Here is a 26,127-nt window from a genome sequence, read left to right on the forward strand (position 1 = left end):
AATTATTTATTTACAACTGCGATCTTAAGACCGGTCATTGCAAGGTTCTTCTTTAATGCTTCATTGATCTCCTCAAGCGGATACTTGTCTGTGATCAGCTCAGACATTGGAAGTCCGATTGCGTTTGCTCTCTTAAGGAAATCAAATGTTGTAACGTAATCTCTTAAGGTGTATACCCAGGAGCCTACGATTGTAATCTCTTTGGAGCAGATGTCAAAATGCGGGTTGATTGTAGCATCTCCACCATTGATGAAGAAACCAAGCTCGCAAAGACCACCGCCGTTACGAATAAATTTGTAGATGTTTGCATGAGCAACAGGTGATCCTGTACACTGGAATGCAAAGTCTGCAAGATGTCCGCCAAACTGATCTTTAACAGCTTCAGAAAGTGCTTCGATTCCTTTGTGCTCCATGAAGTTAACGCTCATGGTAGCGCCCATTTTCTTAGCGAAATCAAGACGCTGCTGATTTCCATCTACAGCACAGATGTTCTCGATACCCATGGTACGAAGAACTGCAATACAGATCAGACCGATTGGTCCGCATCCCTGTACAACAACTCTGCTGTTGAAACGAAGGATACCGGTTGTTTTTGCTCTCTCAACTGCATGTACAAGAACTGCACATGGCTCAATCAGGATACGGGAATCCAGATCAAGATCACTTACGTTGAAGAATGTACTTCCAAACTCTCCGCCTCTGATAAAGATGTAATCAGAGAACCATCCGTTAAGATGAATGTCATCATCTGGAAGAAGTCCGTATACGTCAGCTCCGCCAACGTTTTTCTTGTTCAGGTCGAACATTGTGATCTCCGGATCATCCTTGAAGATCATACAGGTAACAACTTTGTCACCGATCTTAACCGGTTTTCCAGCTGTATCAGTCTTAACATTTTTACCCATGGCAACGATCTCACCAGTTCCCTCATGTCCAAGTGCAACCGGGATCAGGTTGAATGGGTCTCTCTTAAATTCGTGAGCATCAGTACCGCAAACGCCGCAGCCTTCTACTTTAACAAGGATGTCGTCATCACCAAGTGCCGGAATCGGGTACTCTTTAATATCAAAATGCTCTTTTTCAGTAAGTACTGCAACGTGTGCAGTTTTCGGGATTGCGCCTGCCGGTGCTGCAGCTGGTGCTGCCGGTGCTGCTGATGCAGAAGCTGCCGGTGCTGTTCCAGCCATTCCAGCAAGAACCTGTTTTACGATTTCTTCGATATTTACATTATTCATGTCCATTTTTATGTTTCCTCCTGTCAGCGAATGCAAAGGCTGTCTGCCATTACGCAGCGTCTTTTCTTGGTGAATGTACTTGCACTTGTAAGTCCTTCACCAGTACGGCTTGCGATTGTGAATGTACAGTAACCTTCTCCGCCGAATCCAAGTGCTGCATAGGAAGGTGCATTCTTAACAAGGATTGCGGTGTCGATTGCTTTCGCATATTTGGTGATATTGTCAATGTTCTTGGAATGAATGTGTGCAGAGTGGCGGTTACCATGCTCAAGCCATACAGCCTGCTCTACTGCATCATCAAAATCTTTTGCCCTTACAACGCCAAGGATCGGCATCATAAGCTCTGTAGCGATAAGTGGATGTTCCTTCGGTCCTTCAAATACGATGCAGCGGATATTTGCAGGAGCACTTACTCCGATCATGGAAAGTAATGTTCTTGCGTCACGTCCAACGCATTTACGGTTCAGCTTGCCGCCTGCAAGAACAACTGCTGTAAGTTTATCCTGCTCTTCTTTGGAAGCAAGGTAACAGTCATTCTCGCTTACCAGATAATGCATAAGCTCATCTGTAATAGAAGCAACTGCTACGATTTCCTTCTCTGCGATACACGGAAGGTTGTTATCGAATGTACATCCGTTTACGATATCCTGAGCAGCTTTTCTTACATCTGCTGTCTCATCTACAACTGCCGGAGGATTTCCCGCGCCAGCGCCGATTCCACGTTTTCCAGAGGAAAGGACTGCTGTTACAACGCCAGGACCGCCTGTTGCTGCAATAAGCGGGATATCTTTATGTTTCATCATAATATTGCTTGTCTCTAATGTAGGTTTCTCTACTGTTACTGCGATATTGTCCGGGCCACCTGCTTCCAGGGATGCCTCATTTAAAAGATTGATCGCATAAATAGAGGTTTTGATTGCTGCCGGATGTGGATTAAATACAACTGTATTTCCACCTGCCAGCATACCAATTGTATTGCACAGAATGGTCTCACTTGGGTTCGTACACGGAGTGATTGCTCCGATTACGCCAAACGGTCCCATCTCGATCAGAGTAAGTCCTCTGTCACCTGACCATGCTGTAGTGCTGAGATCTTCTGTACCAGGGGTCTTGTCTGCTACCAGATGATGTTTCAGGATCTTATCTCCTACATTTCCCATTCCGGTCTCATCAACGCCCATACGTGCAAGGATTTCTGCATTTTCTTTTGTTTTTCTTCGAATGCAGGTAATAATTTTTTCTCTCTGGTCCAAGGACATTTTCCGAACGATCTTCTGGGAAGCTTTCGCAGCCTCAATGGCCTCGTTCATATCTGTGAAAATTCCATGTTTACCGGCCGGAGCATCTGCAATCTGCATTTTCGCCATAACTTCCTGTACAATATCCTGTACCATGCTCTCGCTGATTGGCATGAGATTGTTCCTCCTTAACAATTGCCCACAGCTGCCTGATTTTCCCACAGCTGCCAGCCTTTATATTTTCTGATTATTTCAGTCCTAACTGAGCCATAACCTGTTTGGTAATCTTAGCTACTAACTCTGCATCTGCATTAGCTGTATCTGCTGCCGGAGCATCGCAGTTACCGCCAACGAAATCATACTGATATCCTGGGAACTGTTTGTAGTCTTCATTGTGACATGCTCCACCGCAGTTATGGCAGTTCATGCCATCTTTGTTCTGGCAAAGGCTTGCCGGATGTTTTCCAGGCATACCGAATTTACGACGGATCTCATAAAGTTTCTTAATGTTCTCTTTATCAAATTCCTTCGGACCTCCAAGAAGTTTGCTCTGATACAGAAGCTGTGCATAGAATTCTACGGACTCCATCTTCATGTATGCAGCGTTCAGGTCTGTGCTCCAGGTAAGAGCTCCGTGGTTCTCAAGAAGAACTGCATCGAAGTATGGAAGATATTTCTCAAGGTTATCCGGGATCTCCATTGTAGAAGGTGTACCATACTCAGCAATCGGAACACATCCAAGAGCGATAACTGCCTCTGGCATGATTGGCTGGGTAAGCGGAATACCAGCAATAGCAAAAGATGTTGCATAAATTGGATGCGCATGTACAACAGATCCTACATCAGGTCTCTTCTCATATACTCTCATATGCATCTTGATCTCAGATGATGGTTTGAATCCCGGGTTAGCCTGAAGAACATTTCCTTTTGCATCTACTTTACAGATGAACTCTGGAGTCATAAAGCCTTTGGATACACCAGTAGGTGTGCAAAGGAACTCATTGTCATTCAGTTTTACAGAGATGTTTCCATCATTTGCTGCAACCATGTTGCGGTTATAGATTCTTCTTCCGATGTCGCAAATCTGTTTTTTGATTTCGTATTCGTTTACCATGCTTTTTTCCTCCTTAAGCACATTCAGGTGCGGTGGATTATGTATGTTATAGTACCGCACCGGGTAACTTATCATGGCTAGGCATAGCTAGCCTGTTACTTTTTAGGTTATGTTGTAAGTTTACACCATTCCACATTATAAGTCAAGGTTTTTCCGTTGTTTTATGTTGTTTTATGTGGATTTTTTTCTGGGTTGCTATGTTGTTTTTCGTGGTTTTACTGTTTTTCCCCATTTGGCAGGTATTTTCTAATTCACCGGATCAGAGGCATCTTTTTCCCACGGCATTACATCGCCATCTTCCCTGAGATATTCCAAAATCTCCGGAATGCCCTCCTGCTGCCTGGAGTCTACATAAAAGATTTTTTTACAGCCGGCAAGCTCCAGCCAGGACGTGGCAAGTTTTACATTTGCATCCGGATTGTGGATTTTGGTAACAATTCCAATTACTTCACGGTTGGCCATACAGGTAATGCAAGGTGGAAAAAGACAATAAGGTTCCGTGGCAGATACCAGCAGACCTACCACATCTGATTCATATGTATACAACGCCAGGGCGTGTCCCAGACCTTTCGTCTGGGCATACTCTCCTGGCGTATCTACGATCACATCAAAATTATTTACATATTGTGTTTTATGATAATGTATTTTTTCACCACGCAGGGCCTGGGTCAAAGTAGTTTTTCCAGCCTCGCTGCGACCGATCAGAACAAGTTTCTTCATATTCTGTCAAGTCCTTGTAATGGGGCATAAAGTAAAGCCCAGTTTATTTCCCACATAGTCCATAATTGCGCTGGTAGAAGCTTCTACTTCCGACACAGTACCTGTGATGATCAGGCTTCCGCTGAAACGGTCAACAAACCCCAGTTCAATGCCAGATGATTTCATCGCAATATCTGCCATAATGATAGCAGTTTCTGCCGGACTTACAGTCATGATCCCAATGGCCGCTCTTGAGTAGTCCAGCGACGGATCAAGACCCAGCTTGGTGTAAAGAATCTTATCCGGATTGGCAATGATATGTGCCAGGGAAATCTGCTTGCCTGGTACAAGCTCCTGTACGATTCTCTGTTTCATTTCCGGAGACATATTATCTGTGTATCCCATTTTCTCCTCCTGAATAAAGAGTTTTATTTTCTGATTTGATTATACCTTTCTGCTTTCCAAGTGTCAACAAAAAGCAACATTTCCTGGCATGTTATATGTGGTTTTTCTTGTAGTGCAATGTTGTTTTTATTTGTTTTCTCTGTTTTTTCTTATTTATGATTGACATGTTTTTTGCCCTCTGGCATACTAAAGTTAACTGTAAATGGCTTTTCAAAACACTTTTATAGTGAAATTACCAGCTGCATATATTCACGTAATCTTGACTAGGAGATGATTTTATGTATCTTTCTGATATACACACACATTCCATTGCCAGCGGACACGGCACAACCTGCACCATCAGCGACATGGCAAAGGCTGCTTCTCAAAAAGGGCTGAAGCTTCTTGGAATCACAGACCACGGACCAGCCACTCTAGCTGCCGGAACTTCTTCTTATTTCCGAAGCCTGATCTATTCGCCCAGGAAGCGTTTCGATGTGGAATTATTATATGGAATTGAACTGAACATTCTGGATACCGATGGAAAAACAGATCTGCCACAGGAGCTTCTTGATAAGCTGGACTACGCAATCGCCAGCATGCATTATCAGAATTTCCGGCCAAAGACCAGGGAAGAAAATACTGCTGCTTTTCTGAACGTAATGAAGAATCCGGTTATAAAGATCCTGGGACACATTGATAATCCCCAGTATGACATAGATTACGACGCAGTTGTAAAGGCTGCCGGTGAAAACGGTGTTCTCCTTGAGATCAACGAAGCTTCCCTGGCGCCTTACGGATATCGGGGCGATACACAGGCCAACTGCGCGCAGATTCTGTCCTGTTGCCGGAAGTATCTGGTTCCAATCGTGCTTTCCAGTGACAGTCATGGAACAGAGCATATTGGAGACTTCACTTATGCCGCTGATTTCGTTCATAATGCTATGTTTCCAGAGGGTCTGATTCTCAACAACCAGATTCCGAAATTAAAGATGCTGTTAAGCATACGATAAAAAGGACCCAGCTTGCAGAATTCCAATGGAATTTTGCATTACGCAAAAACTCTCCGAGAAATATAAATACGTAAGCTTAACTTCGTATATATTCCGGAGAGTTTTTTATACTTATTTCTTTGATTACTCATTTTCATTTTTATGATCTGCTTCTCTTACTTTCTGCATCATCGCAGCAAGTTCCTGATATTTTCCTGTCACATAACCGTAGTTTTTCTTCTTATGAGGGAGCTGACAATTCGTACAATCTTTAAATCCCTTCTCATTATATTTGAAATTTCCGCCGCATTTGTCTCCAAGGGCATAAAGCGGGCAATAGCAGAACAGACAGTTAAAGTCCTCCGGATCAGCTCCTCTATGACAGGGAAAATACTCACATTTTTTATGACTGAAATAAGCGTATTCTTTGTCTTCCCAATATTTTTTCTCCATATTTCTCTCCTTATCTCATACAACTCAAAGCAAAATATTCTTTATATTCTATTTCGTAATGCCCAAAAATCAAATGCTAAAAAAGAATCCCGCTTACAGGAATAGAATACGGCCAGAGAGTGTTTGAAAAAGTTTTTCTGCAAGATGTACGTCACAATTTGCGGGAAATTGCGGGAATGATTCTTCAAGCATGCTCTGGAAAAGTGTAAAAAAAATACCGCATATGCGGCTTCTGGATCATCATTATTTAAGAGGGAGCGATGCTACTCCGGGGTAGAATATGATCCGTTCATATATACGCGGAGGGAACGGTTTCATCCGAAGTAGTATCGCCTGCCATTTAATCTGTATAATTCTTCTGAACAGGCGATCATTCCATAAAAAATGTCCACTCACAAAAGCGGACAACATCTCAGGGCTGCGGATTCCCCAAAACTGGTTGTTACACTTTCATCGGAAGTTTAACCTCGCCATACCAAGCAGGTTTCCTGGCTCCAGGATCATCACATCATCTCTCCTTCTCATGCGCAAGCACAATGGACTATGAGATTCGCTCCTCTGTTACAGTGACCGGATCGCTCAGGTTTCTCACCTGATTCCCTCTTTCTGCCAGCTTGTAGCTGTCAGCACTTAATATGTTCACTATGGAATTATACTGACATCATAGTACCACCGGTCACTGTCTTTGTCAACCCTTTGAAAGAATTTTTGTTATTTTTTTATCAACCAGAGTTACTGTTTACTGGCAACGTTCCGCGAGGTGTTTTTTGTGAACAAAGTTCACAGAAAACCCGAGAATTAAGTTTGCGCAGCAAACGCTACTTCTTGTGCTTGTCACAAGAAGGTTCGTCTTTCTGTGCATCGCGAAGCGCGTTACTGGTCACAGCGTGACCAGTAACGTCATTTTCTCCAGAATCTTCTCCGCCAGGATTTTCGCTGTTTTTTCATGAGATCTGTGCCCCGGGTGCTGCCTTGATCCAAATTCTCCTTCCAGTGTATCCGGAAGCTTCACAAATTCTACGCGCTCATCCCCTGTTTTTCTTTTATAATTCCCCACCGCTTTCTCAAGCGTCGTAGAAATTCCATCTCCCAGCATTCCATAACACCACAGAATATAGCTTTCCGGATTACATATGCGCAGTTTCCTCAAAAAGTCTTCCACAGCCTTTCCAACCCTGTCCATATTCTTCGTGCCGCTGCCGTCGTTTGTCCCCAGATTCACCACGATCACATCAGGCTGAAACTTCTGGAAATCCCATTTTTCCATAGCACCCAGTTGTTTGTTTCTTTCTCCATTCAAAAGACCGCATACCTGCTCATAATATAGCGGGATTGCCTGCTGCTCATTTCCTTCCCAGGAACAGAAAACACCCCAGCCACTCTGACTGATGCAATTGTACACCGCGCCCAGTTCTTTTGCTGCCATATATGCATAATTATCCACAGCATTAAAGCAAAAGGAATTCCATGTCATTTCTTCTCCTGCACCGCTGCCACCCTCACCAGAGGTAATGCTGTCCCCGATTACTTCCAATCTGAGCTTTGGTATTTCAAGAGGTAAGAACTCACCGTCAGTTTCAACCTCCAGCAGCTGAAGCAATGTTTTTTCATCTGTGGGAAACGCAGGGGTATCACGAAGAAGCTTTACATTTCTTACCTTATCCATTTCCATATTACGGAAAAGGCAGATTTCCTGTTCTCCCTTATTTACCATAAGCCGTTGGGACAATACACCATCTATGATCACATCCACCCATGGCTCAAAGGCATCATAATCGGAGCGGATTTTCACCCATATTTCTGTTGCTTTTACATTCAGTTCAATTCCAGAGGCGGTCCAAAATAGTGTTACAGGCTCCAGACTGCCATTCGTTCTTCCTAATATTCTTAAATATGGAATTTCCTTCATCTGATAATGATTCAGCATTTTTCTCTTCCTCTCATCTGGCTATATAAAAATATTTATGTTACGATTTTCAGACAATACTTTTATTCTTACTATACTTCTTTTTTCTTTGCTTTTCCACATTATTTCCAGAAAAAAAAAGCCCCTTCCGGATTTTCATCTCCGGAAAGGGCTCACAAATTCATTTATTCAGATTACACAAGACGTCTTACAGAAGTAATCGTTCTGTATGCAGCATTATCGCTGACCTTGATGCCATCTCTGGCATTGGATGCATGTACGATCTGTCCATTTCCCATATAGATTGCAACATGTCCGCCATAGCAGATCAGGTCGCCTGGCTGAGCATCCGCATAGGATACTTCATATCCGGCATTCTGCTGCTCATAAGATGTTCTTGGAAGACTTACGCCAAAGTTCGCGTATACACTCTGCACAAAGCCAGAGCAGTCAGCGCCACTGGTAAGACTTGTTCCTCCCCATACATATGGGTTTCCAACAAACTGTGTTGCATAGGATACGACAGAAGATCCGGAACCAGAAGAACTGCTGGCTGAGGAACTGTCAGAAGAACTATCTGAGGAACTGTCGGAGCTGCTTGCATCGGAATTGTAATCAACTGTATTGTCGGTATCAATTACATTACCATACTCATCATATTCATAATCAGAAGATCCATCAGAAGAACCGCTTACAACATTTCCGTCTTCATCATACTGAACATCTTCAGAGGAATTATCTCCGCTCTGAGCTGCTTCCTGTGCAGCAGCAGCTGCTGCGGCCTCTGCCTCTGCCTGGCGTCTTGCCTCTTCTTCTGCGGCAATGCGTTCTGCCTCAAGCTGCTCAATTTCTGCCTGCTGCTGTTCCAGAAGGTTCGCATACTCAGTAGCCTGCTGCTGTGCATATGCGATCTCGTTCTCGCAATCAGCACTGTTCGCACGGGTTACATCCAACTGATACTGAAGGTTAGACTGCTGAGCCTCATATTCTTCCTTCATAGTCTCAAAATCAGCTTTCTCCTGCTCATACTGATCTTCTAACTTCTGAACCTCCTCAATCGTTCTTGCATATTTCTGAAGGCTCTCTCTGTCCTGCTCATACATCTGCTGTGTATACTCAGCTCTTGTAAGAAGGTCTGCAAGGTTATCTGCATTTAACATCATCTGGAACCATGCATTGTTTCCACCTTTTTCATAAAGATACTGAATACGTTTCTTCATGGCGCTGTACTGTTTATCCTTGGCATTCTGAGCCTTGGTCAGGTCGCCCTGTGTTTTCTCAATTTCTGCTTCCTTGGAAGCGATATCACTCTCAAGAGTCTGAATGGAAACCATTACATTTACAAGATCAGAATTCAAAGATTCGATCTGGCTCTCAAGCTGCTGCTTCTGATCCCACAGAGCACTCATACGTGCGTATGTAGCATCCAGCTGCTGGCTTGTCCAAGCCTGCTCTTCTCTTAAATCGCTCTCACGGTCAGCCATTACGCTTACAACCTGTGAACCGCACATTAAAATTGCCAGTGTCAGACATACAATTCTTTTCTTCATGTTTCGTCACCCTCGTTAATCTTTTTGATAATCTAAAAAGCTCAATTTGTAATATGTTTGCAATATTTCGTTCAATCTTGCTACATATTAGCACACTCTCGCAAAGATTTCAAGCCTAAATTGCAATAAATTTTAAAATTTTGTAACATTTCGTAATACATTTGTCTAAATAAGACATCTTAGAGCGTGTTTGAAAAAGGCTTTCTAATTCAACGAAATTTCCTGTTACGCAAAAAGAGAACCAGTATTTCCACTGATTCTCTCTTGTATATTACTTAGCCATTATTTTCCAAACAAATCGTACAAAATCTGATCTGCTGTCATATTGTAATAACCATCCGGATCAGAAAGTGTATCTCCATTCCATCTCAGATAGTTACCATTTCGGATATAGTTTCCAACTGATGGATGATAGTTGAAGATGCTGTATCCGGAATACAAGGACATATATTTCTTCGCAAGGGCTGCAGCCTCACTGGAATAGCTTCCTGTAGGTGTGGTAGTTCCGGAAATCTGGACACCTGCCTGCGGAGTGGAATGAATGATAACAACACTCTTATCACTGCACTGTCCAAGAACGATCCATGTGTGGCCATCATTGTATCCGATATCGCCAGGCTTCAACTCCCAGCCATTCTGGGACAGATAAGACTGATTCACGATTGAGCCCCAGCCTTTGCCCTTGTAATAGCTTCCAATTTCACCTGAAACCACTGTGTATCCGTATCCTACACCTGACTGTGTCTGCATTACCTGATAAGCAGACCAGCCTACAAAGCCTGAACAGTCAAATCCTTTCGCACGATTGGAAGTAGAAAGATCACGGTAATTATTGTAATCATAACTGGATGGATTCGCCGACCATTTATTATACCAGCTGGTCATGGTATCGCTGAGACCCTTTCTTGTGGAATCATTCCATCCGCCGCCCCATACGTAAAGTGCTTTTCCAACAGGTAAAAGTGCTCCTGCAAGATAATTCTTGATGGTCTTATTTCCTGTATTTCCATTCGGAGAAGGATCATCCTTCTTCTCTCCCTGGCATACACCAGTACTGGAAAATGTATATGTAACACCATCAATAGTCTGTGTGCCTGTGTACATCGCGCCTGTAGTAGGATCAAAATAGTACTTTGTACCCTTGTCTGTATTCTCCACCCAGCCGGTCGCCATAGCTCCGGAGCCGCTGTAGAAATAATAGGTCACATTATTGATCGTCTTAAAACCAACTGCCATGATTCCATTGGTAGCAGTTTTCGATGTAGTGTCAAAATACCGCTTCACTCCTGATGAGCTAGTCAGCCAGCCAGTGGCCATAATTCCCGTTTTGGAAAAATAGCGGATATTTCCTTTGCTGTCCTTTACAAAACCGGTAGCTGCAACGCCTGATTTCGCGTAAAGGTAATAGGTCTTTCCGCCAAGCTTCAGCCACTTTGTCTTCATGTATCCGGTTGACGGTGCAAAGTAACGGCGCTGTCCCTTGGAATTGGAAAGCCATCCAGTTACCATAACACCTGCTTTGCTTGTGAAATAACGCTTTCTGCCCTTTTTATCTTTCACCCAGCCTTTCACCTGAACACCGGTAGATTTATTAAAATAATATTTCTTACCGTTCAGGGTAAGCCATCCTTTGACTTTCTTGCCGTTTTTATAGTAGTATGTTTTCCCTTTTACTGTACGGAATCCATTCTTCGTGGCAGCCTGTACATCTCTTGATGTACTCTGGCATGTAAAACCGGCTGCCATAAGCATTACCAGCAGCAGGATACTCCAAAGTCTGAATTTTTTACATTTGTTTTGCATACTTACCTTCCTTTTTAATTAATCTGTTGCTGTCCACAGGTAATACTGCTGTCCAGCAAACACAACCCCTGTTATTATCATCTTCAAGTTTTTACAAAGTTGTTACAGCTTTATGTAGCTCATTATATTACAGTTTCCATCTATCGTCAACCCGAAAGTAAAACTCTGTAAAGTTTTCACAATATTTTCGTATTATTTTCTCTTTAAAAGCAATGTTTTCAAAGGTATTTTCAATAAAAAAAGAACAGCCCCACACAATGCGAAAGAACTGTCCTTTTATAAATTCTGTAATATTTCTGTTATAAAATGATTATAACAGATGTTTTCTTAATTCTTCTCCGCTCAGAGCGCTTAAGTAAGCAGGTGCTACATCAAATACCGTCTTGCAGCCATTCTGTCCTTCCTGGTTCATGCGGTATGCAGCTCTTGCATATGCAATGATTACAGAAGAAGTAAATTCCGGATTAGAATCCAGTTTCAGGCTATATTCGATCACATGGCTGTTCTCATCATTCCAACCGGTCTTGCCTGTGCGGATTACAAATCCACCGTGCGGAATTCCGCTGTGGTCACGTTTCAGTTCCTCTTCGGAAATAAAATGTACAGTGGTATCGTATTCATCAAAGTAGTTCGGCATAGTCTTGATCTCATTCTCAATTCTTGCAAGATCAGCGCCTTCCTCAGCTACTACGAAACACTCTCTGGTATGTTTCTCTCTTGTAGTAAGCTCCGGATTCTTTCCGCTTCTTACTGCTTCCAGAGCAGACTCAACCGGGATGGTGTACTGTTTGCCATCTTTTACGCCTTTGATACGGCGGATTGCATCAGAATGTCCCTGGCTTACACCTTTTCCCCAGAATGTGTAATCCTTGCCGTTTGTCAGGATTGCATTTGCATACATGCGGTTCAGGGAAAACATTCCCGGATCCCAGCCTACAGAAATAATTCCCACATGACCGTTCTCAGAAGCCGCTTTATCCACATTTGCAAAATGTTCCGGGATTCTCTTATGGGTATCAAAGCTGTCTACCACATTGAACCACTGGGCATACTTAGGTGTCTGCTCTGGCAGGTCAGTAGCACTTCCACCGCAAAGAATCATAACATCAATCTGGTCTTTCATCTTCTCAGCATCATCTACAGAATATACCTTCGCTGTCTCTGTCAGAATTTTAACAGTCTCAGGAGCACGACGGGTAAAAACTCCCACCAGTTCCATATCAGGATTGTGTTTGATCGCACATTCTACGCCACGTCCCAGGTTACCATATCCCAGGATACCAATACGAATACTCATTATCTGATTCCTCCTATACTACCGCACACCAGATGCACGCTCCCCACAAATGGTCAGGCAGCTAAATAAAGCAGCATTATCCCATACGAACGTCAGATGCTTCACGTCTGCGGTATCTATATCTATTTCACGCTTTAACAGTTTAATACGTGCGAGTTTTCTTGTCAATTGATTTTTAACAAAATCTGTCATTCAAAGATTCCGGTTCTCTGGTAACATCAAAACACCTCAAAAAAAGAATACTGTACAATGGCATCTTTCTCCACGGTACAGTATCATAAACTTCTACTTTATCAACAGCACAGCACTCCGCTTCCCGGACAGCACATTCCGCAAAGCGCATTCGCCAGACAAAGCTTCAGGCACATATCATCCCCTGCCACTGGCATTCCTCCAAACGGTCCCTGCTGTGTCTCATACCAGCTTCCGCCACCTTCCATCCGGTTCAGGAGCATACGGTACTGCTGATTATTCGGCTCCTGGCGCACAGCTTCACGAATATGCTCCAGCGCTTTTACATTATTCCCCATTCCCATGTTCGCCATGGAGGAAATATAATACCACTCTCCATTCTTCTGGGAAAGGGAATTCAACACATTCATAGCCTCCTGATAATGTCCGCTCTGAACAAAATTAGCTGCTGCACGTCTGCGCACACTTTCTTCATCTTCGTAAGTGCTCTGGCGCTGCTGTCCTCCAAAGCCGCCAAATCCTCCATATCCATAACCACCGTATCCGCCGGAAGATCCACCACTGCTTCCATACTCGCGTTCTCTCATGATCTGCTCATATGCCTGCTGTACTTCCTTAAACTTCTCTTCTGCCTGATCCTTGTTCGGATTGTTAATATTCGCATCCGGATGGTACTTCCGGCTTAACTTTCTGTATGCCTTCTTTATTTCTTCATCTGTTGCATTTCTGGAAACTCCCAGTACGCTATATGGATCCAACATGTTCTTTCTCCCGTTCTTCCCTGCGTTTCCTGCTCACTTCCTCGAAGCGGCACCACACACCGGAATATAAAATGTTCCGAAGAATATCCCCATATTTAATAATAGGAAGCTTCTCGAATTCTCTGCAGGTTTCTGCCATCATCATCATAAGGATCTGGCGTACTTCCCCTTCAAACCCTTCCATTGTATATTTTTCTGCGAAAGGATTGTAATCTTTATTTTTTACATCTTCTTCCACATCATCATATGCATCCAGAAGATAGATGAATTTGCCAAGATAAAAGCCAATTCTTCGAAGGCTTTTCTCCCACTCATCCTGCCTGTAAGCAAGAATCTCCTCCATAATATGCCCAAAAATCCCGGACATTCTGTCTATATCTGTCTCTCCCTGTTTCTCCAAAGCGGAAAGCTCATCCAGAAGTTCGACGATCCGCTTCGCCTTATCTGGATAAAGTTTTAACAGACAGTTATTTTTCCCCTCAAGAAGCCTGGCGTAACCAAGCTTCACATATTTCCTGTCATCGTTCCAGTCATCCAGACATTTATAATAAGTTAAAAGTATATTCATGTCTGCACAGTATTCTGTCATCACATTCTTTCGAACCGGCTGTTTTCTCACAGGATGAAGAATGCATCTGGTAGTGCCCTTGTACGTCTTTGGCTCATAAAGGCCGGAAAGAAGCATGATCACAAAAGTCATATCATAGCTTAATGTAATCTGGCCGGATATCCCGTATTTCTCACGCAGTTCCCTGCAGAGTCCACAGTAAAAGGATCTGTACATGTCAAAATCCTTCATCTTGATCTCCGGCTTGTTCATTACAATATATCCAAACATATCAGCGCCTCTTTATAAATTTGGTATGACACTTGGGACATTCAATCTCCACTTTCTTAAATCCGCCTCTGGGGATACGGATTTTCTGACCACAGCCAGGACAGCTGTAAATATGATAGTCCTTGCGCTGGCTCATCATTCGCTTCTCTTTCTGGAAACGGGCTCTTAGCTTATCCGTCATCTGAAGATACTTCTGATTCTCCTGATAACGTTTGGAAATATTTTTGGAAAAAATCCTGAAATAAGTATAAACAATGGCAGCCATTCCAAACAGATCCAGAAATGCGCCAATTCCACTTCTGGTCCCGGTAAATAAGGTGAGCACAATAGCAGCCAGTGCCACTCCCATGGTGAATCTCGCGAACTGATCCACTCCATTGCGTCCCTGCATAAATCTCATAAATTTTTCTTTCAATAAAATACCTTCTTTCTTGTGAACTTATCTTCCTGAAATAAGTTTCTGTCTCTCTTTTGTTATTATATTATTTCCCTATCCCTGATTCTGTATATGGTTCACAAAACAATCGGCAATCATTCAGCCCTTTTCCTATCTGTCGCTGCAGACCTGGAAAATATAAAATTTCAGATAATAAGATTCATCAGCAGACCATAAGATCGGATGATCTGGTGCCTGGGTGCGATATTCTACCTGACGAAGACGTTTATGCACATTTCTGGCAGCCTGACCGATGGTCTGGGTAAAAAGCTGGTAATCCATAAAATGTGAACAGGAACAGGTTGCAAGGAAGCCGCCGTCTTTCACCAGTTTCATAGCACGAAGATTGATCTCACGATAGCCTTTCACCGCATTCTTAACAGAGCTTCTTGACTTGGTAAATGCAGGTGGATCCAGAATCACCACGTCATATTTCTCGCCTTTCTCTTCCAGTTTCGGAAGAAGATCAAATACGTCCTCACAGATAAATTTTACAGAATCAGAAAGTCCGTTTAAAGCTGCATTGGCTGTAGCCTGATCAACTGCAAGCTGTGAGGCATCCACACCTGTTACTTCTTTCGCTCCAGCATATCCTGCATTTAAAGCAAAAGAACCAGTATGGGTAAAACAGTCCAGAACTCTGGCATTCCTGCAAAGCTTCTGGATTGCCAGACGATTGTATTTCTGATCCAGGAAAAATCCTGTCTTCTGACCGTCTTTTACATCTACCTGATATTTTACACCATTTTCCACAATTTCAACCAAAGTAGGGAACTCTTCGCCAATAAAGCCCTTATATGGCTCCATTCCCTCCTGCTTACGTACTTTCACGTCACTTCTCTCGTAAACACCGCAGATCCGGATACCATCCTCTGCCAGAACCTTCTTCAGAAGTTCCACCAGCATCTCTTTATAACGGTCGATTCCAAGTGCAAGGGACTGTACCACCAGCACATCAGAAAACTTGTCCACAATAAAACCCGGCAGAAAATCTGCCTCTCCGAAAATCACGCGACAGCTTGAAGTATCCGTTACTTTCTTACGATACTCCCAGGCATCCCGCACTCTTTTCTCAAAAAACTCCTCATCGATCACAGTATTCTCATCTCTTGAAAGAAGACGTACCACAATCCTGGAATTCGTATTGATAAATCCTCTTCCCAGAGGATATCCGTCAAAATCATGAACCAGTACAATATCTCCATTTACAAAGCTTCCCATAATAGAAGCTACTTCATTATCAAAAATCCACATTCCGCCGGATTTCAAAAGACGTCCTTCTCCCTTTTTCAGGGTTACTACTGCCAGACTCATAGCACTACTCCTTTGCTTTTGCGATTTAGGTAACATTGTAGCACACAATTTCTCAATTTGCCAGTGTTTCCAGGGGTTCTGCGAAAAAGTCACAAAAATTTCATTAATCTTAAAATTTTATAAACAGCCATTTCTCTTCTTTTTTAACAGACATCTCAGTCTTATTTATAACGCAAAAAGCTCCGGATTGTCTGCGTCAGCCTCCAATCATCAGATTCTAAATCTGACTTTCAATGGCGGTACACGGTTCAGACATTCCAGAGCTTTCACTTATCTTATATTCTGACTTTTCCAGTAACTTATTTTCTTCTTATTTCGCATTCGCTGCAGCTACATGTACATGAATCAGATTGGCCTTAATAAGGGCTGGACGAACTGCATTGTAAATAATCACAACCAGGATTGTAGATACAATTGCATTTACAAATGTAGCACCGGCGCTTAATTTTGCAAGGATGCTCGCTACTTCCTGGGGCTGACCAAGAATGTACTGTTTGTAGAAATAGCCAACGATGGGATCTGCGATTACATTAAAAGCAAGACCTGCAATGGAAGCGATCAGACTCCATTTGAATACGTATTTCTTGTCGTTCGTCTCATTGATCTTTGCAATCTTGTGGGCTACAAGACCTGTTATAAGACCGATGCAAAGCTTCAGGACAAAGGTCTTGGGTGCTCCTGTAATGTAAACTGGATCCATAAGGTCTGCGATAGTCATTCCAATAGAACCTGCAAGACCACCGTACCAACCGCCAAGAAGCAGAGCTCCAAGCACGCAGAAGGTATTTCCGATGTGAAGAGAAGTAGCATCTCCACCCGGTACCGGAATCTTAATCTGCAAAAATGTAAAAGATACGTAGCAAAGTGCTGCAAGAAGTGCAGTCTCTGCAAGTTTCATAATGGTAGAATTCTGTTTGCTCATAGGTATCTCTCTCTTTCCCGGAAACCTGGTACATATTGAAAAAACCTTCTGCAAGATGTGCCTCATAAGCTGCAGGAATAATTTCTCAAACAAGTTCCAATGTTTCCTGTTTAATCACTGCCTTTTATACTGCAGTATCTAATTAGCACTTATCATAGCGAGATACTGGTATGTCTTCAATAGTCAGTTTTGATTATTTTTAAGAGGTCAGTTATTTCCTGTAAAAAAAGGTACAGTCCCCAATATCCCACCGGATATCAGCTTCTGTACCTTTTCCACCAGCAGACATGTCATCTCCTGGAGCATCCACGCATACTATTCAACAGTATTCTTCCGAATTCAGGTCTGTTATTCTTCGTAGGACTCTTCATCAATAGTCTCGTCATAAGACTCATCGCCTACTTCATCTGTAGCACTTTCATCTGTTGTCACATTTTCAGAGCCGTCAGCTGAATCACTGGAACCTGAGCTCTCACCATAAAGTTTCTCAAAGAACTTCATGGTATCTTTATACAGGGTATCTTTATCATCAGAAGATACTGCATCTCCAAGAACATCAATATCCTCAGAAGACTCACCATCATCGATCACATCAATGCCGAAAAGTTTCTTCATCTCTTTATCCAGCATATTCAGTTCTGGTGTAATGTATTTCTCAGTTCCATCCTCCTGATAGGAAACAGCACCATTTCCAAGGATACCAAGGTATTTCTGAAGAACTTTGATGGAAAGCTTGTTGGCTGTGTCGGAATCAAGTGTTACAGTAACTGCAGCATCATCTCCCATTACTTCGTAAAGAGCATCCTCATCACCGCTGTACTCTCCCTGACAGAAGGTCTTCGCTTTTTCAAATTTCGCTTTAGCATCATCGCCAAGGAAATCTGTATTCAGCTGGGATATATCTGTGATCTCTTCGGAAGAATCACTGCCATCACCAGTATCTGTTCCGCCAACTTCACTGATGTCACCGTCAGCTGACTCATCTGCAGCTCCAGTCTCCTCAGCAAGTCCCGGATCCTCTGTAGAACTCTCGATAACATTGTCACCAAGAGCACTCTGGTCTACATTATCCACAATACTGTCCTCATCATCTGATGAATCACTGCTCTCCTCTGCCTTTCCTGTTACATTGTCATTTACACGCTCCAGAGTTTCCTGCATCTCAGAGTAATCATAGTCCTGCTGGGAAATCTGCTGAAGCAGGTTTACGATGGTATTAATCTCATCATCTGTAAGAGTTACATTGTTATTATTGGAGATATTTACGACAATATTGTAGATATCATCTGCATTCTGAACATTGTCTGCAATAACCTGCATTTTCGCCTGGTTAATAACAGTGGTAGCGTCATTCTGTCCTACAGAATCAGCAAGATTACCTGTAACTACCATCTCCTCAGTAGCAAGCTCCTTCTTGGTCTCGTCAAGCTTCTGTCCACTGGCAGTCTCATATGCCATCTGGATACCAGTCAGTGCTCCTGTACCGGATACCTCGAATGGGCATGCAGCAACAACCTCACAGTTGGTAACACCAGATGTGGAAAGGGAACTTGCAATCATATTGCAGGTAACCCAGTTCAAATTGGCGGTACGAACCTTGATGCCACCGGATGTGGTAGGCTTCACATAAGCGCAGCTCACTGTTCTTGTACCAATCTGCTCCAGCGGAACATAGGAACTTAAGTGATCCCTCTCATCCTGATTGGTAACGTAGATAATCTGTACCTGGCTGGAATCTACTTTAAAATATTTCAGCATGGTGTTCTTCTGCTCATCTGAAAGATCTGCGCCAAGTGTAACAACCTTCATAGCATCTGCCATAGCCGGTACTGTGGGAACCATGCTTCCCATAACCATTGATGCGCTGCAGAGTAGCGTAGCTAATAATTTGCCTTTCTTCATAACTTTTCCTCCAACTTTCTGTCTGGGTTATAATCTGATCTTTAATGAAAGCCTCATACTCTGTAACGGCTTCCATGCACTGCACTTCTGTCTTTGCAGTTGTTTCATTTAGTACACTTATTATAACATACTTCTTATAGTTTTTGTAATTTTAATTGTTAATTCTCTCTTTGAACCTGAAAATATGTTTTGGTAAAAAAATTATTATATCAGCAGCTTTTCCAGAGCCTGTTACCGTGCAGGCTGTAAACAGTAATCCAGAACCTCCTGCACGGTCTTAACTGGTGTAATCTCAAGCTTCTCTTTTACCTCATCGGCCACATCATCAAGATCATCCATATTCTCATATGGAATAAACACATGCTTTACGCCAGCTCTTTGGGCAGCCATCAGCTTCTCCGGCAATCCGCCAATAGGCATAACACCGCCGCGAAGGGAAACTTCTCCTGTCATTGCTATTTCTGCTGGTGCAGGCTTTCCTGTCACCAGAGAGGATAATGCAGTTACCAGCGTGATGCCTGCTGATGGGCCATCCTTGGGAACTGCTCCTGCCGGCACATGGATGTGAAGATCATTTTCCTTGAATTTATCTGCAAATTCCGGATAGAGGGACTTCACAAGAGTAATGGCAATCTGGGCGGACTCTTTCATCACATCTCCAAGCTGTCCGGTAATGATCACCTTTCCATCGCCTTTTGTAAAAGAAGTTTCGATAAAAAGGATTTCTCCACCAGCACTGGTCCAGGCAAGACCGGTTACAACTCCAGGCACTGGGTTTTCCAGAATCTTCTCATGATGAATTCCATGTCCCAAAAATTCTGCTACACGCTTCTCACTTACCGTAATGCTCTTCTGCTCACCCTTTACCAGCTTCACAGCTGCATATCTGCATAACACATCCATCTGCTTCTTCAGTCCGCGGACACCAGCCTCCGCTGTATACTCTTCAATAATGCGGCGGATTGCCTCATCTGTCACCTTCAGATTCTGGGCTTTGATTCCCATGCTCTTCATTGCTTTCGGCAAAAGATGACGTCTCGCGATCTGAAACTTCTCTACTGCAGTATATCCAGGAAACTGGATTACTTCCATACGATTGAGCAATGGCTCAGGAATGGTATCGGTGGAATTGGCTGTACACACAAAAAGCACATTGGAAAGATCATAAGGAACATTCATATAATGGTCTGTAAAGCTTCCGTTCTGCTCCGGATCCAGCACTTCCAGAAGAGCACTTGCCGGATCACCGCCGTAATCTTTGGCGAGCTTGTCCACCTCATCCAGTACCATAACCGGATTTGCAGCTCCGCTTCTCTTCATTCCTTCCATAATCCTGCCTGGCATAGCACCTATGTAGGTTCTTCTGTGTCCTCGAATTTCCGCTTCATCACGGATTCCACCAAGACTGATACGCACGTATTTACGGTGAAGCGCACGGGCAATACTCTGTCCGATACTGGTTTTTCCAGTTCCAGGCGCACCTACAAACAATAAAATGGAACCAGACTGTTTCTTATTAAGAGCCATAACAGCAAGCTGCTGGATAATTCGCTCTTTTACTTTTTTCAACCCATAATGGTCTTCATTCAGGATTTCTTCTGCCTCGTTCAAATCAATTTCAGCAGGTTCCTCTGTCTTCCAGGAAAGACTTGTAGCAAAGTCCAGATAATCATACAGCATACCATACTCATGGCTGTCTTTTCCTTCCTGCTTCATGCGGTTCAGCACCTTTTCAGCTTCTTTGCGTGCTTCCTCATTCATGCCGGATTCCTGGATTTTCTTCTGGAAACGGCGCACATCAGAAATATTCTCCGGATGCATTTCGTCCAGCTGCTGCTGAAGAAATTCGATCTGCTTCCGGATAGCGGACTCCCGGTAAACTTTCTCATTGGAGTTCTTCTGCGCAGTCTCAGCTTCCTCACTGACACGGAAAATCTCCATCAGCTCATAGACAGCCTCTTCCATCAGATGCATGCGTTCTTTCCTGGAATCCACCTCGATCATATGGTATTTTTCTTCCCAGGAAAGGCTCATGTAACCAGCCAGGGCACTGACGGCTTCCGGATAGCTTTTCCAATGGTAGATCATGCTGCGTACCCAGACGCCCCACTGAAAGCCTTTTGCAAAATCCATCAGTTCTTTCTTGATCTTATCAAATTTCTCCTTTTCTTCTTCCGGGGAGATATCCTGGATATCCGGAAGATCTACCGCTTCTGCCTGAACCATGCCGTCAGTATATTCTACATGAGTCACCTGCACTCTTTTTCTGGTAGTAATCTTGACGCTGCCTTCCTCGTCTATATTCTCAATGATTCCCATCACGCCCACTGGAAAAATATTTTCCATGGAAATTTCCTCTGGGGCTATTTCTTTCTTCTGTAAAACGAAGAGAATTTCTTCTCCGATATTCTGTTCTTTAATTCTGCCTTCCGGAAACATATCTTTTTTAAAGAAAAATGTAACTTCCGGTAAAAGAAGAAGTTCATAAACTGGTATTGTAATCATACATGTTTCCTCCTTGTATTGTTAGCACTCCTTTAATATGAGTGCCAGATTTATTCTATAGAAAATGGCGAACTCATATGAATTCGCCATCTGAATCTATGATAGTTCATTATAGCACTAAATTAAAATTTTGCAATAAGAATCGAACATTCTTTCTGGAACATGGTAGTTTTTTGAAACATTTATTTCGAAACGGGAGCTAATTTTGCATTCTGATCTGTTCCCCTTTTATGGGCGCATAGGTATAAAGCTTCTCACCTTCCAGGTCCGCCTTGTGCATATCCACAGCACTGATCTGGTGGTTGTCGTAAGTATTATAATAGTAAATTCCCTTATCCGTATTACAGCAGGAAGTATATAGCGTAATCTCATACTTGTCTTCTCCCAGCTTGCAGCAGCCCCTCTGCTGGTCTACGCTGCCAAGAATGTGGAAAAACTGGCTTACACTTTCTTCTTCTGAATCCCCGGACAGAGAATTCATTTTTACAAAGGCCACCCGCACAAATCTTGACTGGGAGGAGAGATCTCCCGGCAGTCCCATGCCACCCATTCCCCGGCTGTACTGATTCAGTTCCAGATTTTCTGAAAAAGTGTTACTGCGGTTTTCCACAGCCAGCTGCATATAATTGTTCAGATTAAACATCTGATAGTTAAAGGGCGGATTGTTTGTGAGGACACCTACTGGATTATCATATATTTTCATTCCCTCTTCCAACGACTCCAGGGTAATACATTCCTCTTTGTCCGCAATAATCCAGTGCAGCTGCGCAACTGGCAGATCAGGAAGAAATGGGGTGTCAATCAGGTTCATATTCTTAAGAAGCTGGCGTGCTTCTTTCACTGTAGCACATTTTCCCAGAATCCATGGGATCAGTTCGAACTGAGTGATATTGTCTTTCCCCTCTACAGGCTTCTTGTAGCTGGCATTTCCAACGAAATTAAGGCCGGCGATTCCAAGACCTTTCTCATTGACCGCATCATAATACAGAGGATAGTTCTCCATAACACATGCCATTCCGATCATGGCATAATGATTTTTCAGCTGACCGCCTTCTCTTAAGTCAAATACATAATTTCTAGGCGTGATCACTACCTGGTCTCCATAGGAAATCTCATAATCCAGAGTTCTTCCAAAATAGAAATCCTTTGTTTTATAGGTTGCTGCTGTACACATATTCTGTTCCTCCATTCATCAGAGACTGTTTAAAAGTCAGTTCTGTATTACTGTTCACTGGTAACGTTCTGTAATCTGCATATTCCAAAAAGTTCCCAAGGCGTTGTATTTTCCAGTCTGTCATGTTATTATTTATAAAAATTGTGCATGAACGGTTCATCATTAGTGTTATATATTGTAGCACAAACTGTGAAAATTTAAACTCTTTTTTCCCGATTTCACACTTTTTTAAGAAAGGAACTTACCATGAATAAATCTATTGCAGTCGCAGGTACCGGATATGTAGGGCTTTCTATTTCTGTACTGCTGGCTCAGCATAATCATGTTGTTGCAGTTGACATAATTCCGGAGAAGATTGCTTTGATAAACCAGAAGAAATCTCCAATCCAAGATGAATATATCGAAAAATACCTGTCGGAAAAGGAACTGGATCTTACGGCCACCTCAGACGGAGAATCCGCCTACGCAGAGGCTGATTTTGTGGTAGTGGCCACCCCCACCAACTATGACAGCAGGAAAAATCATTTCGACACTTCCGCTGTTGAAGCTGTACTAAGCCTGGTCACAAGGGTGAATCCTGCTGCCACAATTGTGATCAAATCTACGATTCCTGTAGGCTACACAGAATCTATCCGAAAGAAGCTTCACAATAACAATATTATTTTCAGCCCGGAATTTCTCCGAGAGTCCAAGGCCCTGTACGACAATCTTTACCCAAGCAGGATCATTGTCTCCTGTGATGAACACACCAGAGAAGCAGCTCATACTTTTGCAGCACTTCTTCAGGAGGGTGCTCTTAAAGAAAATATCGACACCTTGTTCATGGGATATACGGAAGCAGAAGCTGTAAAACTTTTTGCCAACACCTATCTGGCACTTCGTGTTTCCTATTTTAATGAGCTGGATACTTACGCGGAAATGAAGGGGCTGAACACCCGCGATATTATCAATGGAGTCTGTCTGGATCCCCGGATCGGAACTCATTACAATAATCCTTCCTTTGGCTACGGCGGCTACTGCCTGCCTAAGGACACCAAACAGCTTCTTGCCAATTACAACGACGTTCCTCAGAATATGATGTCCGCAATCGTGGAAAGCAACCGTACCCGAAAGGATTTTATTGCTGATCAGGTACTGCAAAAAGCCGGCTATTACAACTACAATGAGAACAACCTTTATCAGTCAAGCCTGGAAAAAGAAGTGGTTATCGGCGTCTACCGCCTCACTATGAAGAGTAATTCCGATAATTTCCGGCAGAGCAGCATTCAGGGCGTTATGAAGCGGATCAAGGCAAAAGGCGCCACTGTCATCATCTATGAGCCCAATTTGGAAAACGGTTCCACATTTTTTGGCAGCAAGGTTGTAAATAATCTGGAAGAATTTAAAGAAAAAAGCCTGTGTATTCTGGCGAACCGTTATGACAAGGTCCTGGACGATGTGAAGGAAAAGGTTTATACAAGGGATCTGTTTTCCAGGGATTAAGAAACTAAAGCGTGTCTGAAAAAGACTTTCTGCAAGATGTACATCACAATTTGTGGGAGATTTTGCCCGGATGCGGGCGCCGTAACGGGCTGCGTAGGTCGAATTCGAGCAAAATATACCGCAATCTGCACCATACAAAAACAGGCAGGAAACATAGCGAGCAAGAGAGCAGATAGCTCCGTTTAATCACTGTGTTTCCTGCCTGTTGTCTATGCGATCTGGTTTCTTATTCACTATCCTGGCAGCTGCTCTCTTTCAATTACCGGATGACTTTATCCTGAAATAGCGATTATAAGCATCCAGCACATCCTTACGTCCTCTCACGCGAATGGGAACCCGTTCTCCATTTCGGAGTAAAAACTCCTCTTCTACATCTGTAATGTGATCCATGTTTACCAGAAAGCTTTGGTGGCAACGTAAAAAGCGGGGATCCTCTATCTTTTTCTCAAGATTTCCAAGTTTTTCCGCAGTCTCAAGCACTGAACCATCCAGCATATGTAAGGTTACTGTATGGCGGTCACTTTCCAGGTATAAAATTTCATCCACGAAAGGATAACGATACTGTCTTCTGCATTTCACGGAAATCCGCCTGCGGAGCTCAGACTTCAGCAGTCTGTTTAAAATTGCTGTGGTCTGCTTCTCTTCTGCAGGTTTCAGAAGATAGCCGGATGCTTCTACCTCATAACTTTCAAGAGCAAAATCAGGTGAAGCAGTCAGAAATACAATAGGCGCTTTTACTCCCAGGTCACGCAGCTTCCGTGCTGTGTCCATTCCATTCAGATCGCCCATATAAATATCAAGAAAAATCAGATCTGGCCATACATAGCCCTCTTCAATGTCTGCAAGGAGGCTCTCTCCAGATTCATATTCCTGGATCTGCGCCTCCCCGCCATTTGTCTGAAAGTACACCATCAACTGACGCTTCAGCACAAAACGCTCAACTTCCACGTCGTCACATATGGCAATTCTGTTTACCAAAGCTCTCCCAAAGCCTCCTTGTACTTGACTAGTTTATTATAACACAACGTTCCCTTTCGGGGAGAAATCTGCATAATCGTCACGTTTCAGAGCATAATCCTCAATTACCTGCACTCCCCGATTTGTGGGATCTTTCAAGCCTTGCAAAGATCCTTCACAACCTCTCCGGCAATGATCAGTCCTGCAACAGACGGCACAAATGCAACACTTCCCGGAATGTCACGACGCTCTGTACATTTGTGCTTGGCACCTGGCGGGCAGATACAGTTGGTTCTGCAGCTGATGGACATATCCTCTATTGGTCTTGTAGGGATTTCCTCGGAATAAACCACTTTCAGCTTACGGACGCCACGCTTCTTCAGTTCGCGGCGCATAACCTTGGCAAGAGGGCAGACCTTAGTCTTATAAATGTCCGCAACTTTAAACTGGCTTGCATCCAGTTTGTTTCCGGCACCCATAGAACTGATGATCGGAACTCCTTTCTCCTTCGCCTTCATAACCAGGGAGATTTTTGCAGTAACGGTATCTACTGCATCTACAATATAATCATATTCTTCAAATGGAAAATCGTCTGCATTCTCCGGCAGAAAAAAACACTTATGTGTCTCCACCTTCACGTCCGGATTGATTTCCAGCATACGTTCTTTCATAACATCTGTCTTGTATTTTCCTACTGTTTTTCGTGTTGCTATGATCTGGCGGTTCAGATTCGTAAGACATACCTTGTCGTCGTCGATCAGGTCAAAAGCACCTACCCCGCTTCTCACCAATGCCTCACACACATATCCGCCAACACCGCCGATTCCAAATACTGCCACTCTGGCACCGGCAAGCTTCTTCATCCCCTCTTCTCCAAGAAGAAGCTGGGTTCTTGAAAACTGATTTAACATAAACTTTTCTCTCCTCAATTAAAGACAGGCAACAGCCTTTCAAACAGACATTTCTCCTTCAA

At 43.2% G+C, this 26,127-nt stretch carries 24 protein-coding genes and 1 riboswitch; of the genes, 3 read left to right on the top strand and 21 right to left on the bottom strand.

What is annotated here, in order from left to right:
• Positions 1–2: 2 nt before the first annotated feature.
• The 5 genes from AB5618_RS02840 to AB5618_RS02860 all read right to left on the bottom strand — a co-directional run bounded on the left by AB5618_RS02840 (position 3) and on the right by AB5618_RS02860 (position 4,691).
• Positions 3–1,241, bottom strand: a complete 1,239-nt coding sequence (locus AB5618_RS02840) for a zinc-binding dehydrogenase (protein ID WP_368366462.1) — start codon at positions 1,239–1,241, stop codon at positions 3–5.
• 17 nt (positions 1,242–1,258) lie between these two features.
• On the bottom strand, positions 1,259–2,647 hold the full coding sequence (locus AB5618_RS02845; RefSeq protein ID WP_368366463.1) for an aldehyde dehydrogenase family protein: 1,389 nt from the start codon (positions 2,645–2,647) through the stop codon (positions 1,259–1,261).
• 73 nt (positions 2,648–2,720) lie between these two features.
• Positions 2,721–3,587 carry a class II aldolase/adducin family protein gene (locus tag AB5618_RS02850; RefSeq protein WP_118577777.1) on the bottom strand — a complete coding sequence of 289 codons (867 nt, stop codon included), beginning with the start codon at positions 3,585–3,587 and terminating at the stop codon, positions 2,721–2,723.
• Positions 3,588–3,833: 246 nt separating this feature from the next.
• Positions 3,834–4,307 (bottom strand): EutP/PduV family microcompartment system protein, encoded by a 474-nt coding sequence (locus AB5618_RS02855; RefSeq protein ID WP_148461167.1) that lies wholly within the window; start codon positions 4,305–4,307, stop codon positions 3,834–3,836.
• A 6-nt stretch (positions 4,308–4,313) separates the two neighbouring features.
• A complete protein-coding gene (locus AB5618_RS02860; protein WP_368366464.1) occupies positions 4,314–4,691 on the bottom strand; it encodes a BMC domain-containing protein in 378 nt (125 codons plus the stop codon).
• A gap of 278 nt (positions 4,692–4,969) precedes the next feature.
• Here AB5618_RS02860 and AB5618_RS02865 point away from each other — a divergent pair, with 278 nt between their 5' ends.
• The gene (locus AB5618_RS02865) at positions 4,970–5,683 is read left to right on the top strand and encodes a phosphatase (protein ID WP_368366465.1); all 714 of its coding nucleotides are present in this window, start codon (positions 4,970–4,972) and stop codon (positions 5,681–5,683) included.
• Positions 5,684–5,806: 123 nt separating this feature from the next.
• Here the strand turns inward: AB5618_RS02865 and AB5618_RS02870 are convergent, their stop codons facing one another.
• The 14 genes from AB5618_RS02870 to bsh all read right to left on the bottom strand — a co-directional run bounded on the left by AB5618_RS02870 (position 5,807) and on the right by bsh (position 22,715).
• Positions 5,807–6,115, bottom strand: coding sequence for a cysteine-rich small domain-containing protein (locus AB5618_RS02870; protein WP_173717923.1), 309 nt, complete (start codon positions 6,113–6,115; stop codon positions 5,807–5,809).
• Between the two features lie 93 nt (positions 6,116–6,208).
• Positions 6,209–6,307 (bottom strand): DUF6783 domain-containing protein, encoded by a 99-nt coding sequence (locus AB5618_RS02875; RefSeq protein ID WP_368072608.1) that lies wholly within the window; start codon positions 6,305–6,307, stop codon positions 6,209–6,211.
• A 268-nt stretch (positions 6,308–6,575) separates the two neighbouring features.
• Positions 6,576–6,764, bottom strand: a riboswitch (cobalamin riboswitch).
• Between the two features lie 231 nt (positions 6,765–6,995).
• Entirely contained in the window at positions 6,996–8,042 is a 1,047-nt protein-coding gene (locus tag AB5618_RS02880) for a GDSL-type esterase/lipase family protein (RefSeq protein ID WP_368366466.1), read from the bottom strand.
• A gap of 173 nt (positions 8,043–8,215) precedes the next feature.
• On the bottom strand, positions 8,216–9,571 hold the full coding sequence (locus AB5618_RS02885) for an NlpC/P60 family protein (protein WP_368366467.1): 1,356 nt from the start codon (positions 9,569–9,571) through the stop codon (positions 8,216–8,218).
• A 282-nt stretch (positions 9,572–9,853) separates the two neighbouring features.
• The gene (locus AB5618_RS02890) at positions 9,854–11,374 is read right to left on the bottom strand and encodes an N-acetylmuramoyl-L-alanine amidase family protein (RefSeq protein ID WP_368366468.1); all 1,521 of its coding nucleotides are present in this window, start codon (positions 11,372–11,374) and stop codon (positions 9,854–9,856) included.
• Between the two features lie 310 nt (positions 11,375–11,684).
• Positions 11,685–12,671 carry a diaminopimelate dehydrogenase gene (locus tag AB5618_RS02895; RefSeq protein ID WP_215660065.1) on the bottom strand — a complete coding sequence of 329 codons (987 nt, stop codon included), beginning with the start codon at positions 12,669–12,671 and terminating at the stop codon, positions 11,685–11,687.
• Positions 12,672–12,964: 293 nt separating this feature from the next.
• Positions 12,965–13,624, bottom strand: coding sequence for a J domain-containing protein (locus tag AB5618_RS02900; RefSeq protein WP_118577784.1), 660 nt, complete (start codon positions 13,622–13,624; stop codon positions 12,965–12,967).
• The gene (locus tag AB5618_RS02905) at positions 13,608–14,462 is read right to left on the bottom strand and encodes a DUF5685 family protein (protein WP_368366469.1); all 855 of its coding nucleotides are present in this window, start codon (positions 14,460–14,462) and stop codon (positions 13,608–13,610) included. The genes AB5618_RS02900 and AB5618_RS02905 overlap by 17 nt, the downstream gene beginning before the upstream one ends.
• Position 14,463: 1 nt before the next feature.
• Positions 14,464–14,877: a hypothetical protein gene (locus AB5618_RS02910; protein ID WP_118577786.1), complete on the bottom strand. Its 414-nt coding sequence runs from the start codon at positions 14,875–14,877 to the stop codon at positions 14,464–14,466.
• A 132-nt stretch (positions 14,878–15,009) separates the two neighbouring features.
• Positions 15,010–16,212, bottom strand: a complete 1,203-nt coding sequence (locus AB5618_RS02915) for a class I SAM-dependent rRNA methyltransferase (RefSeq protein WP_148461162.1) — start codon at positions 16,210–16,212, stop codon at positions 15,010–15,012.
• Between the two features lie 310 nt (positions 16,213–16,522).
• Positions 16,523–17,134, bottom strand: coding sequence for an ECF transporter S component (locus tag AB5618_RS02920; protein ID WP_368366470.1), 612 nt, complete (start codon positions 17,132–17,134; stop codon positions 16,523–16,525).
• Positions 17,135–17,482: 348 nt separating this feature from the next.
• Positions 17,483–19,036, bottom strand: a complete 1,554-nt coding sequence (locus tag AB5618_RS02925; protein ID WP_368366471.1) for a DUF1002 domain-containing protein — start codon at positions 19,034–19,036, stop codon at positions 17,483–17,485.
• A 231-nt stretch (positions 19,037–19,267) separates the two neighbouring features.
• Positions 19,268–21,541, bottom strand: coding sequence for an endopeptidase La (gene lon, locus AB5618_RS02930; protein WP_148461159.1), 2,274 nt, complete (start codon positions 21,539–21,541; stop codon positions 19,268–19,270).
• A 199-nt stretch (positions 21,542–21,740) separates the two neighbouring features.
• Positions 21,741–22,715 (bottom strand): choloylglycine hydrolase, encoded by a 975-nt coding sequence (bsh, locus tag AB5618_RS02935; protein WP_148461158.1) that lies wholly within the window; start codon positions 22,713–22,715, stop codon positions 21,741–21,743.
• Positions 22,716–22,961: 246 nt separating this feature from the next.
• On the opposite strand from bsh, the gene AB5618_RS02940 reads away from it, so the two are divergent.
• Positions 22,962–24,197 carry a nucleotide sugar dehydrogenase gene (locus tag AB5618_RS02940; protein ID WP_368366472.1) on the top strand — a complete coding sequence of 412 codons (1,236 nt, stop codon included), beginning with the start codon at positions 22,962–22,964 and terminating at the stop codon, positions 24,195–24,197.
• 15 nt (positions 24,198–24,212) lie between these two features.
• Entirely contained in the window at positions 24,213–24,383 is a 171-nt protein-coding gene (locus AB5618_RS02945) for a DUF6783 domain-containing protein (protein WP_347708515.1), read from the top strand.
• Positions 24,384–24,452: 69 nt separating this feature from the next.
• Here the strand turns inward: AB5618_RS02945 and AB5618_RS02950 are convergent, their stop codons facing one another.
• Both AB5618_RS02950 and AB5618_RS02955 read right to left on the bottom strand, forming a co-directional pair.
• Positions 24,453–25,175, bottom strand: a complete 723-nt coding sequence (locus AB5618_RS02950; RefSeq protein WP_243249258.1) for a LytTR family DNA-binding domain-containing protein — start codon at positions 25,173–25,175, stop codon at positions 24,453–24,455.
• A 134-nt stretch (positions 25,176–25,309) separates the two neighbouring features.
• Positions 25,310–26,065 carry a ThiF family adenylyltransferase gene (locus AB5618_RS02955; protein ID WP_195409389.1) on the bottom strand — a complete coding sequence of 252 codons (756 nt, stop codon included), beginning with the start codon at positions 26,063–26,065 and terminating at the stop codon, positions 25,310–25,312.
• Between the last annotated feature and the right edge of the window lie 62 nt (positions 26,066–26,127).

Source organism: Ruminococcus sp. J1101004sp1_RTP21198st1_B9_RTP21198_201120, assembly GCF_040924245.1.
In the GTDB taxonomy this organism is placed as follows: domain Bacteria; phylum Bacillota; class Clostridia; order Lachnospirales; family Lachnospiraceae; genus Blautia_A; species Blautia_A faecis.